General features: G+C 40.3%; 14 protein-coding genes and 1 pseudogene. 8 read left to right on the plus strand and 7 right to left on the minus strand.

Features of this window, described 5'->3' with window-relative positions; all coding sequences use genetic code 11:
• Nucleotides 1-128: 128 nt before the first annotated feature.
• Nucleotides 129-860: a DUF2490 domain-containing protein gene (locus tag IPI59_00635; GenBank protein MBK7526078.1), complete on the minus strand. Its 732-nt coding sequence runs from the start codon at nucleotides 858-860 to the stop codon at nucleotides 129-131.
• A 155-nt stretch (nucleotides 861-1,015) separates the two neighbouring features.
• Between IPI59_00635 and IPI59_00640 the strand changes: the two are divergent.
• Nucleotides 1,016-1,780 (plus strand): annotated as a pseudogene (locus IPI59_00640) (IS5 family transposase).
• 75 nt (nucleotides 1,781-1,855) lie between these two features.
• Here IPI59_00640 and IPI59_00645 read toward each other — a convergent pair.
• Nucleotides 1,856-3,319, minus strand: coding sequence for an inorganic phosphate transporter (locus IPI59_00645; GenBank protein ID MBK7526079.1), 1,464 nt, complete (start codon nucleotides 3,317-3,319; stop codon nucleotides 1,856-1,858).
• 354 nt (nucleotides 3,320-3,673) lie between these two features.
• Between IPI59_00645 and metF the strand changes: the two genes are divergently transcribed.
• Together metF and IPI59_00655 are read left to right on the plus strand one after the other, a co-directional pair.
• The gene (gene metF / locus IPI59_00650) at nucleotides 3,674-4,633 is read left to right on the plus strand and encodes a methylenetetrahydrofolate reductase [NAD(P)H] (GenBank protein ID MBK7526080.1); all 960 of its coding nucleotides are present in this window, start codon (nucleotides 3,674-3,676) and stop codon (nucleotides 4,631-4,633) included.
• Between the two features lie 45 nt (nucleotides 4,634-4,678).
• Nucleotides 4,679-5,329 carry a nicotinate-nucleotide adenylyltransferase gene (locus IPI59_00655; protein MBK7526081.1) on the plus strand — a complete coding sequence of 217 codons (651 nt, stop codon included), beginning with the start codon at nucleotides 4,679-4,681 and terminating at the stop codon, nucleotides 5,327-5,329.
• 46 nt (nucleotides 5,330-5,375) lie between these two features.
• Here the strand turns inward: IPI59_00655 and IPI59_00660 are convergent, their stop codons facing one another.
• On the minus strand, nucleotides 5,376-7,262 hold the full coding sequence (locus IPI59_00660; protein MBK7526082.1) for an alkaline phosphatase D family protein: 1,887 nt from the start codon (nucleotides 7,260-7,262) through the stop codon (nucleotides 5,376-5,378).
• Nucleotides 7,263-7,420: 158 nt separating this feature from the next.
• Nucleotides 7,421-7,792 carry a CoA-binding protein gene (locus tag IPI59_00665; GenBank protein MBK7526083.1) on the minus strand — a complete coding sequence of 124 codons (372 nt, stop codon included), beginning with the start codon at nucleotides 7,790-7,792 and terminating at the stop codon, nucleotides 7,421-7,423.
• A 237-nt stretch (nucleotides 7,793-8,029) separates the two neighbouring features.
• Here IPI59_00665 and IPI59_00670 point away from each other — a divergent pair, with 237 nt between their 5' ends.
• The 4 genes from IPI59_00670 to IPI59_00685 all read left to right on the plus strand — a co-directional run bounded on the left by IPI59_00670 (nucleotide 8,030) and on the right by IPI59_00685 (nucleotide 11,999).
• On the plus strand, nucleotides 8,030-8,809 hold the full coding sequence (locus IPI59_00670; GenBank protein ID MBK7526084.1) for a DUF475 domain-containing protein: 780 nt from the start codon (nucleotides 8,030-8,032) through the stop codon (nucleotides 8,807-8,809).
• Between the two features lie 215 nt (nucleotides 8,810-9,024).
• A complete protein-coding gene (locus tag IPI59_00675) occupies nucleotides 9,025-9,765 on the plus strand; it encodes a DUF4197 domain-containing protein (GenBank protein ID MBK7526085.1) in 741 nt (246 codons plus the stop codon).
• A 308-nt stretch (nucleotides 9,766-10,073) separates the two neighbouring features.
• On the plus strand, nucleotides 10,074-11,159 hold the full coding sequence (gcvT, locus tag IPI59_00680) for a glycine cleavage system aminomethyltransferase GcvT (GenBank protein MBK7526086.1): 1,086 nt from the start codon (nucleotides 10,074-10,076) through the stop codon (nucleotides 11,157-11,159).
• Nucleotides 11,160-11,264: 105 nt separating this feature from the next.
• Entirely contained in the window at nucleotides 11,265-11,999 is a 735-nt protein-coding gene (locus IPI59_00685; protein MBK7526087.1) for a response regulator transcription factor, read from the plus strand.
• Between the two features lie 81 nt (nucleotides 12,000-12,080).
• On the opposite strand, the gene IPI59_00690 is transcribed toward IPI59_00685, so the two are convergent.
• The 3 genes from IPI59_00690 to IPI59_00700 form a co-directional block, all read right to left on the minus strand.
• On the minus strand, nucleotides 12,081-13,700 hold the full coding sequence (locus tag IPI59_00690) for a peptide chain release factor 3 (GenBank protein ID MBK7526088.1): 1,620 nt from the start codon (nucleotides 13,698-13,700) through the stop codon (nucleotides 12,081-12,083).
• A gap of 210 nt (nucleotides 13,701-13,910) precedes the next feature.
• Nucleotides 13,911-14,891 carry a deoxyhypusine synthase family protein gene (locus tag IPI59_00695; protein MBK7526089.1) on the minus strand — a complete coding sequence of 327 codons (981 nt, stop codon included), beginning with the start codon at nucleotides 14,889-14,891 and terminating at the stop codon, nucleotides 13,911-13,913.
• A 227-nt stretch (nucleotides 14,892-15,118) separates the two neighbouring features.
• The gene (locus IPI59_00700; protein MBK7526090.1) at nucleotides 15,119-15,943 is read right to left on the minus strand and encodes a mechanosensitive ion channel family protein; all 825 of its coding nucleotides are present in this window, start codon (nucleotides 15,941-15,943) and stop codon (nucleotides 15,119-15,121) included.
• 165 nt (nucleotides 15,944-16,108) lie between these two features.
• Between IPI59_00700 and purB the strand changes: the two genes are divergently transcribed.
• Complete coding sequence (gene purB, locus IPI59_00705) at nucleotides 16,109-17,464, plus strand: adenylosuccinate lyase (protein ID MBK7526091.1); 1,356 nt, start codon at nucleotides 16,109-16,111, stop codon at nucleotides 17,462-17,464.
• Nucleotides 17,465-17,472 lie beyond the last annotated feature (8 nt).

Genomic DNA, 17,472 nt, shown 5'->3' on the forward strand with positions numbered 1-17,472 from the left:
ACTGCAACATTGTTACAGGCAAGGAGCAAAAGTAAATATTTAATTGGTATGCATAATCAACTATCCGGAAATAAGAACACATAAACGGCTGTTTCGTTTATTGCTTATTTGAATAGTTAATTGGGTGTTTAGGTTTTCTTTTTTCTTATAAAACCCTTGGGCAAGGTTAAGGTGTATTCAATACCCCAAACATGTAAATAGGTTAATTCTGGTTTATTCATATTGCCGCTTAACTGGTAAAAAGTTCGCAGTTCGTTTTGCCTATTAAATATATGCGCCGCACCTAATTGATGTCTAAATTCGTCGAAGCCAGTTTCGCCTTTGTATGTGTTATAAAAATATTCTATACGCATATAGGGTTGGGTTTTTAAAGATTTTGGGCTATAGCGCACTATCAGGGTGCTTCGTATATGTGTTTGGTTGTGTGCCTCAAAGGGCAGTTTAAGGCCGTATTGAAACAGTTCGCGCAAACGAATATCTAAATTAACAGGTTTAATCCGGTGTTTAAGCGTAGCACCAACTCTAAATTGATGCGAGTTAAAATAAACATCGTTTTTTACCTTGAGACCAGTACGGTAAATTGCATGTAAAATTAAGGGCTTAACCGGATTGTAATTAAGGCTAAAATAATGGTAAAAGTTTTTTACTTGCGAAACGTTTTTGTGTGTCCTGAAATCGACTTGGTAAGTAGCGGTAAACCTGTTATTAATGGGCTTGTTTAAATAAAAGCCCGTCCAAACGCCAAAATCATTATGAATAGTTGTGCTTGTTTGGGCATTTGCCAAGGTATTAGCAAAAACGAGCGCACCTATTACAACAACTACAAAGCAAAAAGCTGTAGTTTTTGTAAAAATTGCCATAAAGGTTTAGAGACTGTCTAAAAATTAAAAATTGGCATGCCAGTCCTAAAAATTGATAGGAAAAAAGTTATTAAAAGAGATGTGAATAAAAGACTATCAGTTTGACGTTTAAATAATAATTCATAGCTTTATGAAAATCAAACACATAAAGTAAAATGAAAACCTACCCAAGCAGTCTCACCGATAGTCAATGGAGTGCAATATTAGGCATTTTAGACGACAAACGGAAACGAAAACACAGTTTAAGAGAAATTTTTAATGCGCTGTTCTATTTGCTTAAACTGGCTGTCAATGGCGCATGCTGCCGTTCCATTTTCCGTCATGGAAGCTTGTTTACTACTATTTTACCAAGTGGAAGAAGGATGGGACGATAGAACTCATCCATGAAATACTCAGGGATAAGACTCGAAAGCAAGCAGGCAGGGCTTCATCGCCAAGTGTTGGTATAATTGATAGCCAGAGCGTAAAGACAACAAGCGTCGGAGGCTTGTGCAGAGGGATTGACGGGGGTAAAAAGTTAAAGGCAGAAAGCGGCATATTATTGTAGATACAATGGGACTACTTTTAGCGGTTGTGGTTCATGCGGCAAATGAGCATGACAGTAAATCAGCCCCAATGGTTATAGCTGACCTCAGAGGCAGGTTTTGCAGATTGGTAAAGATAGTAGCTGATGGCGGGTATAGAGGCGAGTTAATTGAAAATACCCGCAAAACGTTTGGGTGGGTGGTTGAGGTTGTAAGTAGATCGAATACAGCCTCGAAATTCGAAGTATTGCCAAAAGATGGATTGTTGAAAGAACTTTTGCATTGCTCGAAAGCTATCGAAGATTGAGTAAAGACTTTGAGTTCCAAACCGAAACGAGCCAGACAATGATCCAACTTGCCATGATAAAATTGATGCTTAATAGAATTAGAAAATAAAATTTAGACAGGCTCTTAATTTACAAAGTAAAAAATTATTTAATAAAGAAGCAAATTTTGTTGCGGTATTATTGCTTACTTAACCAATAGTGCCTTAAAAACGTAAAATAAAAAGGCTGCCCCCGAAATACATACCGGAAGCGTTAAAACCCATGCCAGGGCAATATTGCGTACTGTTTTAACCCGCAGGTTTCTTAGTCCGCCTTTGGCTACCATAGTTCCGGCAACCCCCGAAGACAAGACGTGGGTAGTGCTTACCGGCAATTTAAAATTAGTAGCCAGCCCAATAGTCATGGCGGCAACAATTTCGGCACAAGCGCCTTGTGCGTAAGTTAAGTGTTCTTTGCCAATGCGTTCGCCAATGGTAACTACAATACGTTTCCACCCAACCATAGTGCCAACACCTAGCGAAACCGAAATAAGCAATACTATCCAAAACGGTGCAAACTCAACATAAGGTTTAAGAAGTTTAATGTCGGTTTTTAATAATTTTGTTTCGTCGGCATTAAGGGGCAATATTTTGTCTTTTATAATTATATCTAATTGTTTGCGCAATACACTAATATCTTTGCGCATCGTATATTTATCGCGCGGCTCTATATTGGGCTTTTGCAATACGGTTTCCATTTCGGTAACAACTTTTAAGGTCGTTTGGTAAGTGCCAATTTGCTCCGAACTTAATGTGCTTGCATCAAATTTGGTTAAAACGGGTTTTATTTCGGCCATAATTTTGCCCACCTCTTGTATGTTTTTAGTGTGATTAAGGGCGTAAGTACCCGGCAAAAAACAAATTAAAACCAATAAAGCTAAACTAACCCCTTTTTGCCCATCGTTTGAGCCATGGAAAAAACTAACCAACGAGCAGGTGGTAATTAAAATGCCCCTAATCCATTTGGGGGGCGTTGAGCCATCCTTAGGGCTTTGAAAAATTAAATGCGCCCGCCCCAATAACCGTTTTAAAATAATCATCAGTAGCAAGGCCATACTAAACCCAAATACCGGAGATAAAAGTAAGGACAGAAAAATCTCTTGGGCTTTTTCGGTATTAACTTTTGAGAAACCATCAAAATAAGCAAACGAAAAGCCCATGCTTGCCCCTATAAGCGAGCCAATAAGCGTATGCGAACTTGAACAAGGAATACCAAAATACCAAGTGCCTAAATTCCAAACGATAGAAGTAATAAGTGCTGCTAAAATTACCGATATACTAACCATTACACCCGTATCGAGCATATCGTTTACAGGCAATAACTTAATAATACTGGTAGCAACGCCTATACCTTCGGTAAAAACACCTTCGTTGAACGAGTTTATTAAAATTTGAAACCCTTTGTACGACAACATGCCGCCGGTAATTACACCTAAAAAATTTAAAAACCCCGACCATATAACGGCTGTAGTAGGGTGCAACGATTTGGTATAAATTACAGTAGCTACAGCATTGGCTGTATCATGAAACCCATTAATAAATTCAAAAAAACAAACACAAATCAGGCAAAATACAAGTAAAATAGCTAACCCGGTAACAAGTCCAAACATATAAAGTAATTAGTTTATTGATAATATCACGTGCAAAATTACGAGGTATTAAAAATACCTACTTCATTGCGCATATTAAGTTTATGTTAAGAAATACCTTTGGAGTATTGTTGCCCTGTTTTGCAATTTGGCGTTTAAAGGATAGTATGAACTTGTAGCCGCAACATTTTAATCCGGATATTTTTTAAGCAAGACCAAAATTAATCTTATTATGGTTTTTTCTATTTTATCCGGAATAAAGGAATTTAACAATTAAAAACGCTCCAAGTTTTTTCTTAATTCTTGCTACTTCATCTGTACCTTTGCACTATATTTAATAAAAAATTAGTGTTTTACTAACTTTGATGTTTTTACATGAAAATTACCCAACATTTGTTGCGCCGGAAAGGCTCACTGTTCTCCTTTGAAATTTTACCCCCCCTAAAAGGCAAAAGTATTGAAAGTTTATACCGGATTTTAGATATTTTAATGGAGTTTAAACCGCCGTTTATAAATGTTACCTTCCATAGAGCCGAACAAAAATTCAGACAATTAGATAATGGCTACTACGAGAAAGTTTATGTGCGCAAACGCCCCGGAACCGTTGGTATTTGCGCCGCCATCCAATACAAATATGGCATAGATGCCGTGCCTCATTTGGTTTGCGGTGGATTTAGCCAAATGGAAACCGAAGATGCCCTTGTTGACCTTAATTATTTAGGTGTTGATAACGTTTTATTGCTGCGCGGCGACCCCGTTAAACCCGATACCCGCTTTGTACCCGAACCCGACGGCCACCAAAACGCCTTAGAACTTGTTAAACAGGCTGTTGCCCTAAACCAAGGACACTACTTAGACCCCGAACTATCAGACGGAGGCAGTAAAACCGATTTTTGTATTGGTGTGGCCGGCTACCCCGAAAAACACTTTGAAGCGCCCAATATGCAACACGACCTTGAATTTTTAAGGCAAAAAGTTGAGGCAGGTGCAAATTTTATTGTAACACAAATGTTTTTCGACAATAAATATTATTTTGACTTTGTTGCTGCTTGTCGAAACGCCGGTATAGAAGTGCCAATTATTCCCGGAATAAAACCTATTACCAGTGTAAACCAAGTACAAAATTTGCCCAGCACGTTTCATATAAATATTCCTAACGATTTAGCCCAAACTATGCTGGCTTGCGCTAATAACAAAGAAGCTGCCGAGCAAGAAGGTATCAAATGGACAATTAACCAATGTCAAGAACTAATAAAAGCAGGCGTGCCGTGTATCCATTTTTATACCATGAGTAACCCAAAACCTTTACAACTTATTATGCAGGGGCTTGCATAAATATTGGTTGCAATATTAACAAAATGTAATAAATTAGTGTTAACTATGTCGTTGCCGCCTTTGCCGCCTGCTATCACTATAAAACCTGCCAAACGAATAGGTTTATTCTTTGGCTCGTTTAACCCTATTCACATAGGGCATTTAATTATTGCCGAAACCGTAGCACAACAACCCAATATAAACGAAGTTTGGTTTGTAATATCGCCTCAAAACCCCTTTAAAGACGACTATAGTTTATTAGATGCTTATGACCGCCTGCATTTGGTAAATTTAGCGATCGAAGATAATCCAAAATTGCGGGCTTCAAAAATTGAATTTGATTTGCCGCGCCCCAATTACACCATTGATACGCTTACCCATTTGTACGATAAATACCCCAATTACGAGTTTGTATTAATTATGGGCGATGATAACCTACAACAACTACATAAGTGGAAAAATTACGAACAAATTTTGTTGCATTACCATATCATTGTGTATCCAAGAATTGGCCACGCTACCTCGCAATTTGACGAGCACCCTAAAATACAACGCTTGGCGGTGCCGCTGCTTAATATTTCGGCAACTTATATCCGGCAAGCCTTAAGCCAAAACAAATCGGTTCGTTATTTGGTACACGATAAAGTTTGGCAATATATTCAAGCATCGGGTTGGTGGAAAAGACAACAAAAAACCAAGAAACAAAAAACCGATTAACTAATATTTGTTTTTTCATTAAATAGATTCGTTGATGGGTACAGGCTTATTTAACCACCATTTTGCTGTAGCCAAGCCCTTTTTTATTGCCCAATTCAATTTGAAGCACGTAAACGCCTGGCAGTAATGCATCCGGAAGATATAACTGCTCATAACACAAACCCATTTCTTGTGGTACAATTTTTTTGCTGAATACTGTTTTTCCCATCACATCTTTTAAATAAATATTGCCCGCCAAATTAGGCTGGTAGCGGTAGTACTGCACATATAGTTTTGTGGTAAAAGGGTTTGGGTAGGCGCCTAAAATTAACACTTGCGGTTGCGCTTGTTGTGAAGGCGAATTTATGCCGGTATATCCATAAGGGTAAACAGGTGGTATAATGGCTAAACTGTTTGGTGGTGGTGCCAAAGTGTCGGCGGGTTGTAAATGGCTTTGATTTTGGGCTACAAAATAGCCGGCGGCATAATATCCGGTATCACTGGGGCTTGCAATAGTATTAACATAATACCAGTCGCCTTGTGCGCGGTCGGGGTTAAGGTCGAGTAAAATATAGCCGTGCTGGCTTAGGTTAGCGTATTTAATATGTGGGTTGAGTAGTTTGGCCAAGCCCTCGCCTCCCGGAATAGGCATTCCGGGCGAGGTTATGCTGGTGGCTACCATTTCAACGGCTACCGAGCCTTCTCCGGTTGCGGGCACATAGGTCGTATCATTTTTATAGGGCAAATCGTTGGCAAACGAAGAGTGTATATCGCCTGTAAGTACCACAACGTTTTTTACATTATTATCTAAAATAATATCGTAAAAGCGTTTTCGGTCGGCGGGGTAGCCATCCCATTGGTCGGGGTTTAAGCCAACGCCGTTAATACCTAAGGGGGCCATCATTACTTGCTGGGCAATAATTTTCCATTCGGCCTGGCTATTGGCCATTTGGTTGGTTAGCCAGTCTAATTGTTGTTTGCCTAAAATAGTTCTATCTTCTAAAAGTGCTATGGAGTCGATGGTAGTTGGCGCTTGCATATCTCGGCCTTCTAAACGGGTGTCAAGCAGTATAATATCGGCCAATTTTCCGTAGTTGGCAGTGCGGTAAATTCGCTCTTCGTCTGTTTGGTCGGGTGGGTTAATGGGCATCCACTCGTTATAGGCTCTAATGCCTGCGCTTTTGCGTTCAAACCAGTCGCCTTCGGTATCGCTATTATGGTTGCCAGCCCCGCCGTACCATGAGTTGTTGGCCGTTTCGTGGTCGTCCCAAATGCTCATAAACGGGTATAACTGATGGAGGCGGCGCAAATCGGGGTCGAGTTTATAATGCGAGTGCCTTATCCGGTAGTCGTCTAAGCTAATAATTTCGGTTCCGGGCTCAACCATCCGGATATTTCCGTATTGGCCATCGGCATACTCGTACAAATAATCGCCCAAGTGGATAATAGCATCTACATCGTTGCGGTTGGCCAAATGGCGGTAAGCATTAAAATAACCCTGCCCAAACCCCGCACACGATACTACACCAAAACGCAGTTGTGTTACGTCATCGGCAGTACTTGGGGCAGTTTTGGTGCGCCCTGTCAGCGACCAAGCATTTTTATGTTTAAAACGGTAATAGTAGTAAGTGTTAGATGCAAGCGAGGTTATAGCAACCTTTATACAATAATCGGTTTGGGCGGTAGCATTTACAGCACCTTTATCAATAATATTAGTAAAAGCGGTGTCGGTGGCTATTTCCCAACTAATTTTTTGGCTGGCAGTATCGGTTGTGGTTAAGCGCGTCCAAATGATAACGCTGTTAGCGGTTGGGTCGCCCGATGCTACGCCATGATAAAACGGTGCTAAGGCGGGGTCGGGGTCAAGGCGGTCGGTGCGATATTGAGCTTTTGTTTGAAAGGACAAAAAAACTGTTAGCAACACTACAACAAAAAGTAAGCGAATTGGCAACATAACACAACTATTTTTTTAAGAAACAAGTGTAGCAGCAAGCACAAACTTAAGCTTGGTTGTTGTTTATGCTTCTAAAGGCTAAAAGTACAATTTTACCCTAACAATATTGTATTTTTAGCTCACTTCTTTTTTTTGCATGTAACAAACTTATCTTGCATTTAAAACTCGCCCGTAGCCAACATAACAAGTGTGCAGGCAATAACTGGCACAATACCGTTTTGAAGGGCAATTTTTTCTAATTCAGGGTTTTCGGTTCCGGGATTAAAAATAATGCGCTTGGGCTTTACACTCAAAATAAAAGGATAAAATTCGGTTTGGTTTTGGGCATTAAGGTAAAGTGTAATGGTGTGTATAGTAGGGTTTAATGGTAGTTGGGGTAATTGCCTCATAATGGTAACGGCACCCATTTGCCCCTCTCGTTTGCCAATGGCAATAACTGCATGGCCATATTGTTGCAATTTTAGCGCAGCTTTATAGGCATATCGTTCGGGGTTGGGGCTTGCCCCTAAAACTATGGTGGGTTTTGACATTTTATATCTAATTTAATTATCTACTTAATTGCGAGAGGTAGCAAAAGCCTGCTACTATGTTTAATGCTTTGTCTGTAAGTGAAAGAAACAAAATTGCAACCTCAAAAGTTGTGAAACCATGATTGTAGTTAGTTTTTAACTCATTTGCCTTATCTTTGCAGCCACAATTTTAATCCGGATATTTTTTTTGTAAAATCTTAAATTTTGAAGTTCAAACATATTGTACACCATTAATACATGGAAATTTTAACCGAATTATTTGGCATCGAACCATACAGAGCGCTGCTTATTATTGTAAACTTAATTATTATAGAAAGTGTTTTATCTATTGACAATGCTGCAGTAATAGCCACTATGGTGCTTGACTTGCCCAAAAAACAACGCGGCAAGGCTTTAAAATATGGCATAATTGGGGCGTATGTGTTTAGGGCTATTTGTTTAGTTTTTGCCGCCTGGCTTATTGAGTTTTGGTGGCTTAAACCATTAGGGGGGTTATACTTATTATACTTAGGTATAGATTATTTTAGAAATCAAAAGAAAAAAGACAATCAAGCCGAAACCATTAAAGAAAAAAAACAAAGCTGGCTATACCAAATTACCTTAGGTAAATTAGGGCGGTTTTGGGCAACCGTCCTTATGGTCGAAATTGTTGATTTGGCGTTTTCAATTGATAATGTGTTTGCCGCCGTCGCCTATGTTGAAAATGTACCCCACCCCTACAATTTGCGTATTGTAATGATTGGCGTATTTATTGGCATTTTAGCCATGCGTTTTGTAGCACAAAGCTTCGTAAAATTATTGACACGCTACCCCACCTTGGCCGACTCGGCATTTTTGGTAATTGCTTTGTTAGGGTTAAAACTACTTATTGCCTTCCCGTGCCATTTTTTCGACAACTCGCAATGGTGCCAAATAGCGCAAAGCGAACATGCCGACTTAGGCGTCTCTATCATTACGCTTATGCTGTTTTTGTACCCAGTATTTCGGCAATACCTCTTCGATATTCCTAAAAAATAAGAACCTGCATTTTGCCGGCAAGTTAAACTGTTTTCAATTGATTTTTGATGAACCAAAATTTAACTATTCGAGCTCTTGGTAGTCTATTCCAAGCAGGTAAGGTCTGTAAACTTATACTATGGTTAATGTTTTTCCGGATTTTTCCGGATTATTAGCTAATTTTCTGTCTGTTTCAGCCCAAATCATAATAAATAAAAAATAAATTCTATACTACTATGCAAAAATCCTTTTTTTTGTTCTTCGTTCTTGTTGCCACCGTTGTGTTTGGCTGGGGGTGCTCATCGGCCAACCAGTTACTTAAAAATGCCGAAGACGTGTTAAATCAGCAAACCAACGGCAAACCCGTTACCAATTCCGAGATAATAATGGGCCTAAAAGAAGCCCTAAATTTAGGTATTGGCAAAGGTGCCGATATTGTATCGAAAAAAGATGGCTATTTTAAAAACGCAGCAATAAAAATTATTATGCCCGCCGAGGCGCAAAAAGCCGAAAAAACCCTGCGCGACCTTGGTTTTAACAAACTTTGCGATAATGCCATTGAAAGCATGAACCGCGCCGCCGAAGATGCCGCCATTAAAGCTAAACCAATTTTTATTGATGCTATTAAAAAAATGACAATAACCGATGCCCTAAACATATTAAAAGGTCAAAACAATGCCGCCACCGAATATTTGCGCAAAACTACCAGCAACTCCTTAACCAACGCCTTTAAACCCGTTGTAAGCGCCTCGCTTAAAAAGGTAAATGCCACCAAATTTTGGAACGATGCCTTTACCGAATACAACAAAATACCAATGGTAAAAAAGGTAAATCCCGACCTTGAAGACTATGTAACCCAGCGCGCCCTCGATGGCCTGTTTCACATGATTGCCAAAGAAGAAGCCAAAATAAGAAAAGACCCCTTAGCCCGCACAACCGAAATTTTAAAACGAGTTTTTAAACTACAAGATAATTAACACCCCCCCCCAACCTCCATCCGGAAGAAAAAGAAGAGGCTGCCCCAAAAGGATAGCCTCTTTTCTTTTTTGAACATTTTTTAGCCGTTATGCTGCAACCATAAAAAATGCCTAATTTTGTGGCTTCAAACAAATAAGCCAACAAACAAATTTTTGACGCTGCCGATTTTGTTAAATTTATTCCGGAAGAAAAAAGCAAAATAAATCGTTTGCCCAACGGTTTCCTTACCTCCAGAAAAAACTAAATCTTACTTGTTTCATTTTTAACTGCTTATTGTCATTTATTCCATTTACTTTATTTTATATACATGTACACCACCCCGTTTACCCATCTACATATAGCACTTGGCGCTAAAATGGCCGAGTTTGCCGGCTACAATATGCCTATTCAATATACTGGTATTACAGACGAGCATCTTTGCGTGCGCCAGCGTGTAGGCATGTTCGATGTGTCGCACATGGCCGAGTTTATTGTGCGAGGCCCCAATGCCCAAGCCTTTTTGCAATATGTAAGCAGCAATGATGTATCTAAACTTTACGAGGGAAAAATACAATACTCGTGTTTAATGAACGACCAAAACGGAATTGTTGACGATATGCTGGTGTATAATTTGCAACCTAATAGCTATATGTTGGTAGTAAATGCCTCGAACCGGCAAAAAGACTGGGATTGGCTGCTAAAACACTGCCCCGACCAAGGCGTTGAAATGATTGATATTAGCAACAGAACCGCTTTGCTGGCCGTGCAAGGCCCTTTGGCTGCCCAAACATTGCAAGGACTAACCGATATTGACCTTGCCAATATGGAGTATTACACGTTTAAAAAAGGTAAATTTGCCGGAATTGATAATGTTTTGGTGTCAGCAACGGGTTATACAGGCGCCGGCGGCTTCGAAATTTATTTTGATAACGAACACGCCGAGCTTGTTTGGAACGCTATTTTACAAGCAGGCCAGCCCAATGGCTTACAATTGGCCGGATTAGGTGCCCGCGATACCTTACGATTAGAAAAAGGCTACTGCTTGTACGGCAACGATATTAACGATACTACCTCGCCCCTTGAAGCCGGTTTGGGCTGGGTGGTACAACTTAATAAGCCCACCGACTTTTTGTCGAAAGGTTTATTGCAAGCCCAAAAAGCAGCCGGCCTTAGCCGTAAATTAGTGGGCATTGAGCTTACCGATAAAGGTGTTGCCCGCCACGGCTACCCCATTATTAACGAACAAGGCGAAATTATTGGCGAGGTTACCTCCGGAACCCAATCGCCCCTGCTTAAAAAATCAATTGCCTTAGGTTATGTAGCTACCCAGTATGCTAAAACCGGAACCACAATTTATATCGATATCCGACAAAAACCAATAGCTGCCGTTGTTACCAAAATACCATTTGTGTAAACACTAAACAAAATTTAATATTAGTTTAACATTTGCCTAACGTTTTAGTTAAGTTGCTGCCCTACCTTTACATAAAATTTACCTTAGCCATATTTAAATTGTTTAGTGAACCCGCAACAAATAAACATACTTATTGCCGACGACGAGCCCGATACGCTTGAATTTATTGGCTATAATCTTCGCAAAGAGGGCTACAAGCTTGCTACCGCAAATAACGGAAACGAAGTTTTAACCATCGCACCTATTTTCAAGCCTCATTTAATATTATTAGATATTATGATGCCCGAATTAGATGGCATTCAAACTTGCGCTGCCCTGCGCAAATTGCCTGATTTTGAAAATACCCTTATTGTGTTTCTAACAGCCCGAAATGAAGAATTTACGCAAGTTATGGCACTTGACACAGGCGGAGACGACTTTATTAATAAACCAATTAAACCCGGATTATTACTTAGCAAAATAAAATCAATATTGCGCCGACTAGACCAGAAGAATACTGCCGCAACAGCTAACAAAAATAATGCTACTAATCAGTCAGAGGCAAATAACGAGTCTGCTACTATTTATTTTTCCGGATTGGAAATTAACCGCGAGCGTTTTGTTGTAATTCAAAACAATACCACCTTTGAATTGCCTAAAAAAGAGTTCGATTTGTTGTACTTATTAGCAACAAAACCCGGAAAAGTATTTACAAGGCACGAAATATTGCAAAAAATTTGGGGTAGCGAGGTCATTGTAACCGACCGTACCATTGATGTGCATATTCGAAAACTGCGCGAAAAATTAGGCGAAAAACTTATTAAAACAGCAGCAGGAGTAGGTTATAAACTAAACGTATAATGTTTTTCACAAACCTAACAATCTCGAAGAGATTTGAGGTTTATGGAAAAAACATAGCTTAACAAGGGGCTGGCTGTCCAATTAAAGAGACATTTGCCGTTTAAACTCGCTGGTTGTATGAAAAACAATATCCGGATTGTTTTCTTGCTCGTTTTGCAGCATCCAAGGCGATGGTGCTAAATATACCCAGTTATTGTCTTTATCGGTGGCAATATTGCGGATTTTACGTTGTACAAAAGCATCTAATTTTTCGGGGTCGTCGCAGGTAAGCCAACAAGCCTTATAAAATTCAACGGGCACAAAGCGGCAAAGGGCTTTGTACTCAAACTCTAAGCGATATTGAATTACATCAAACTGCAATTCGCCAACAGTGCCTACAATGCGTTTATTGCCAAATTGTTTTTGGGTAAACAGTTGGGCTACGCCCTCGTCGGTAAGTTGTTCAATACCTTTGTCTAACTGTTTGGTTTTCATGGGGTCGGCGTTGATAAGTTCGCGGAAAATTTCCGGAGAAAAACTTGGGATGCCCTGAAATAAAAATTTATCGCCTTCGGTTAAAGTGTCGCCAATTTTAAAATTCCCCGAGTCGTACAAACCCACTACATCGCCCGGAAAAGCCTCGTCAATAATATTCTTTTTTTGTGCCATAAAGCTGGTAGGGTTGCTAAAACGCACCTCTTTGCCCAGGCGCACGTGGTAGTAAAACGTGTTGCGCTCAAACTTACCCGAGCATACACGCATAAAGGCTATGCGGTCGCGGTGGCGCGGGTCGAGGTTGGCATGTATTTTAAAAATAAAGCCGCTAAATTCTGCATCGCTGGGGTTAACTGTGCCTTGTGTGGTAGGGCGCGGCGTTGGCCAGGGAGCAATTTGGGTAAAGGTATCTAATAGCTCGCGCACGCCAAAATTGTTTACAGCGCTGCCAAAAAATACAGGTGCTAAATTTCCAGATTGGTAGGCTTCTACATTAAACGCATCGTAAACCGAGGTTATAATATCGGTTTCATCTCTAAGCACCTGAGCATCGGGTTTACCTATGGCTTTGTCAATTTGGGGGTCGTTAATATTGGTGGTGGTTAAAAGGTCGTCTTCTACACGCTGCGAGCTGGGCCTAAACAGCAATAACGACTGGTTAAACAAATTGTAAACCCCTTTAAATCGCTGGCCTATGCCAATGGGCCAACTTAAAGGGCGCACTCTAATTTTTAATTTGGTTTCTAATTCGTCTAAAAGGTCAAAAGGGTCGCGGCCTTCGCGGTCAAGTTTATTGATAAAAATAATTACCGGCGTATGGCGCATCCGGCAAACCTCCATTAGGCGTTCTGTTTGCTCTTCAACGCCTTTTACGCAGTCAATAACCAAAATTACACTATCTACGGCGCTTAGGGTGCGGTAGGTATCTTCGGCAAAATCTTTGTGGCCGGGGGTATCTAAAATATTAATTTGAAGGTCGTTGTATTCAAATGCCATTACTGAGGTTGCTACCGAAATACCGCGTTGTTTTTCAATTTCCATAAAATCGCTGGTAGCGGTTTTTTTAATTTTATTCGATTTTACCGCGCCTGCAATTTGAATTGCCCCCCCATACAGCAGCAATTTTTCGGTAAGTGTTGTTTTTCCGGCATCGGGGTGACTAATAATGGCAAAAGTACGCCGCTTTTGTAGCTCGGCAGCAATAATATTTGATGGTGAGGACGACATAATTTAATTTGTAGCTGGGGTTGTAGTAGTAGGTGGCCTTAGCATTGAACTGTGAAGGCCGTTTTGTCCGGATTTCCGGATAAATAAGGTGTTAATTAAATGGTTTCCGGAGCTAAAAAACAAATCCGGATAAAAAATTATGATGCAAATAGCTGGCAGGGCTTATCATTGCCTAACCCACCATTAATGTTAGGGCAGTTTACATGCTGCCTACCAATTTAGCAGCCATGCAAAGATGAGCGGCGCAACAATGGTAGCATCGCTTTCAACAATAAATTTTGGGGTATTAATATCGAGTTTGCCCCAGGTAATTTTTTCGTTGGGTACAGCCCCCGAATACGAGCCGTAGCTGGTTGTCGAGTCGCTTATTTGGCAAAAATAGCTCCAAAACGGAATGTCTTCCATTTCCATATCTTGGTATAACATGGGCACCACACAAATAGGAAAATCGCCGGCAATACCGCCCCCAATTTGAAAAAAGCCCACGCCTTGCCCGCCGCTGTTTTTAACGTACCAATCGGCCAGCCAAGTCATATACTCAATACCGCTGCGCATGGTAGTTGGTTTAATATCTTTTTTAATGCAATAGCTTGCAAATATATTGCCCATTGTGCTGTCTTCCCATCCGGGAACAATGATGGGCAGGTTTTTTTCGGCTGCGGCCAACATCCACGAGTTGCGCGGGTCAATTTGATAGTATTGCTCTAAAACACCGCTTAACAGCATTTTATACATAAACTCGTGCGGAAGGTAACGTTCGCCTTTGTTGTCGGCATCTTTCCAAAGTTGGTAAATATGTTTTTGAAGCCGCCTGAAGGCTTCTTCTTCGGGTATGCAGGTGTCGGTAACGCGGTTAAAGCCGTGCTCTAACAATTCCCATTCGTCTTGGGGGCTAAGGTCGCGGTAGTTAGGCACACGTTTATAATGATTATGGGCTACAAGGTTCATTAAATCTTCTTCTAAGTTGGCCCCGGTACAGCTTATAATCTGTACTTTGTCTTGGCGTATCATTTCGGCCAGCGATTTGCCTAACTCGGCTGTTGACATTGCCCCGGCTAAGGTAATCATCATTTTACCGCCTTTTTCTAAATGGGTTTCGTAGGCTTTTGCGGCATCAACGGTGGCGGCAGCGTTAAAATGCAAATAATGCGTTTGCATGAATTGGCAAATGGGGCCGGTTTTAAGGCTCATAACTTTACTAATTAATAGATTTGTTTAAAATAGTTGGCAGCGCAACAAATAAATAGAAACAAGTTAAAACAAAACAAGCCGCAAAATTACAACGATTTTGGGGGTATTTAGCAGGTTGATAGGATAAAATTTACCGGCACTCATATAGGATGCTTCCTTACTATTCATTTTTTAAATCATCCGGATACTATTGGCAAAAATTATTTTCAAGTTTGCCTTCCAATCATTTAGATTATGTTTTTGTCTATCAATAACATTTTACTCGAATCGGCAAAATCAATACCGGCCTCAGTAAGGGCAATATAAGCTGCTTCGTACAAATCGGTTGTAACCGTCGAGCTTGTAGCCGGTAAAATCCAGGGGCGCATAACCAAGTTTACCTCGCCGCTACTTATTCGAATAACCACTACCTGGGGCGGCGGGTCTTTATAAACCAACGAGTTTTTATCCATTACTTGTAGTAGTATTTGGCGCGCTTTTTCAAAATCAACTCCAAGTGCTAAATTAATGGGCAGTTGTAAGCGCAAAGTGCCAAAATGACTGTAATTTATCATGTTATTATTAGCCAGTTCGCCGTTTGGTATGTAAATGGTTGCCTTGTCGTTTGTTTCAAGTATGGTTACCAATAGCTGAATTTCTTTTACAAACCCCTCTTGACTTTGGGCTTTAATGTAGTCGCCCACTTTAATTGGCCTAAAAATCAGCAATAAAAAACCACCAGCTAAGTTCGATAGGCTGCCTTGTAAAGCCAAACCTACCGCTAAACCCGCCGAGGCCAATACGGCTAAAAACGAGGTTGTTTCTATACCCATTGTAGAAGCTACGGCCAAAAACAACAATATTTTTAACAATATAGTTGTAATTGAAGTAATTATAGGTTTTAGCGTAACCTCTAATTTGCTTCTGTTAAGGACATGAATTAATCCCTTCCGGATAAAACTAATGACAAGCCAACCTATTAATAAAAGGGCAAAGCCACCTAAAATTCTAAAACCGTATTGTGTAGCTAATTGGCTAACGGTATCCATAGCTTTTTCAAATGATTGAAACATAGTATTTTACGGGCAAAGATAGGTTGTTTTTCGCTAATGTTTATTCTTGAGTGCCCACCTTAAAAGCAATATTTCTGCCAACCTGAATTACTTCATAGCAATAGTTAGCTGTATAAAAAAATCTTTCAATAGGGTTTTACCCACATAAAGCCTTAAATTTGTGCCATGTTATTAACCGAGCTTACTGCCATTTCGCCTTTAGATGGCCGCTACCGCCGTCAATTAACGCCTTATGCTGCGTTTTTTTCGGAGTTTGGCCTTATTAAATATCGCGTTTGGGTTGAAATTGCTTATTTGCAAGCCCTTATCCGGATACCGTTACCGCAGTTACAGGGTTTTCCGGATAATGCCTGCGAGCAACTAACTCAAATTTATACTTCTTTTACTATCGAAGACGCATTGGCTATCAAACAAATAGAAAAAACGACAAACCATGATGTAAAAGCCGTTGAGTATTTTTTAAAACAAAAACTTACCCAATTAGGCTTAGAAAAATGGGTCGAGTGGGTGCATTTTGGGCTTACCTCGCAAGATATTAATAATACGGCAACACCACTTTTGTTGCAACACGCCATAACGCAGCTATTATTGCCGCAATTAAACACCCTAATTGAAAAACTGCAAACACTTGGGCAAACATGGGCTAATATTCCAATGTTGTCGCGCACACATGGGCAGCCCGCCTCGCCAACCTTGCTGGGTAAAGAAATTTTAGTATTTGAGCAACGCCTGCAACAACAAAAAAAAATGCTGTTAGCCATACCCTACACCGCTAAATTTGGCGGCGCGGTGGGCAATTTTAATGCGCATTATGTGGCTTTTCCGATTATTAACTGGCATGATTTTGCTCACAATTTGCTGCAATCCTTGGGCTTAACGCGCACCCCATTAACAACCCAAATTGAACCCTACGATAATTTGGCAGCCTTTTGCGATGCTTTAAAGCGCATTAATACGATTACTATTGACCTTTGCCGCGATGTTTGGACCTATATTTCGATGGACTATTTTAAACAGCAAATTAAATCCGGAGAAATTGGCTCGTCGGCTATGCCGCATAAGGTAAACCCCATTGATTTTGAAAACGCCGAGGGCAATTTGGGTATAGCCAACGCATTATTAGAACACCTAAGCGCAAAACTGCCAATTTCAAGGTTGCAACGCGACCTTACCGATAGTACCGTATTGCGCAATTTAGGCGTACCTATAGCACAAAGCCATTTAGCTTATGCCAACGCACTTAAAGGCTTAAACAAACTTATGCTTAACCAAACTGCCCTAAACCACGACTTAGCGAACCACTGGAGCGTGGTAGCCGAAGCCATCCAAACTATTTTGCGCCGCGAAGCCTTCCCTGAACCCTACGAAGCATTAAAAAATTTAACGCGCAAAAATGAACAAATTACCCAACAAACTATTATTGATTTTATAGCAGAATTACAAGTTCCCGAAAAAATTAAACACGAACTTCTCGAAATTTCGCCTTTTAACTACACCGGAAAAATGCCGGATTTTAATTAATTATTTGC

It is taken from the genome of Sphingobacteriales bacterium, assembly GCA_016706405.1.
Lineage (GTDB): Bacteria > Bacteroidota > Bacteroidia > Chitinophagales > UBA2359 > BJ6.

Coding starts and splice junctions, on each gene's coding strand:
- IPI59_00695 (MBK7526089.1), bottom strand. CDS start 14,891: ATGAGCCTTAAAACCGGCCCCATTTGCCAATTCATGCAAACGCATTAT.
- IPI59_00645 (MBK7526079.1), bottom strand. CDS start 3,319: ATGTTTGGACTTGTTACCGGGTTAGCTATTTTACTTGTATTTTGCCTG.
- IPI59_00670 (MBK7526084.1), top strand. CDS start 8,030: ATGGAAATTTTAACCGAATTATTTGGCATCGAACCATACAGAGCGCTG.
- metF (MBK7526080.1), top strand. CDS start 3,674: ATGAAAATTACCCAACATTTGTTGCGCCGGAAAGGCTCACTGTTCTCC.
- purB (MBK7526091.1), top strand. CDS start 16,109: ATGTTATTAACCGAGCTTACTGCCATTTCGCCTTTAGATGGCCGCTAC.
- gcvT (MBK7526086.1), top strand. CDS start 10,074: ATGTACACCACCCCGTTTACCCATCTACATATAGCACTTGGCGCTAAA.
- IPI59_00660 (MBK7526082.1), bottom strand. CDS start 7,262: ATGTTGCCAATTCGCTTACTTTTTGTTGTAGTGTTGCTAACAGTTTTT.
- IPI59_00700 (MBK7526090.1), bottom strand. CDS start 15,943: ATGTTTCAATCATTTGAAAAAGCTATGGATACCGTTAGCCAATTAGCT.
- IPI59_00675 (MBK7526085.1), top strand. CDS start 9,025: ATGCAAAAATCCTTTTTTTTGTTCTTCGTTCTTGTTGCCACCGTTGTG.
- IPI59_00665 (MBK7526083.1), bottom strand. CDS start 7,792: ATGTCAAAACCCACCATAGTTTTAGGGGCAAGCCCCAACCCCGAACGA.
- IPI59_00655 (MBK7526081.1), top strand. CDS start 4,679: ATGTCGTTGCCGCCTTTGCCGCCTGCTATCACTATAAAACCTGCCAAA.
- IPI59_00690 (MBK7526088.1), bottom strand. CDS start 13,700: ATGTCGTCCTCACCATCAAATATTATTGCTGCCGAGCTACAAAAGCGG.
- IPI59_00635 (MBK7526078.1), bottom strand. CDS start 860: ATGGCAATTTTTACAAAAACTACAGCTTTTTGCTTTGTAGTTGTTGTA.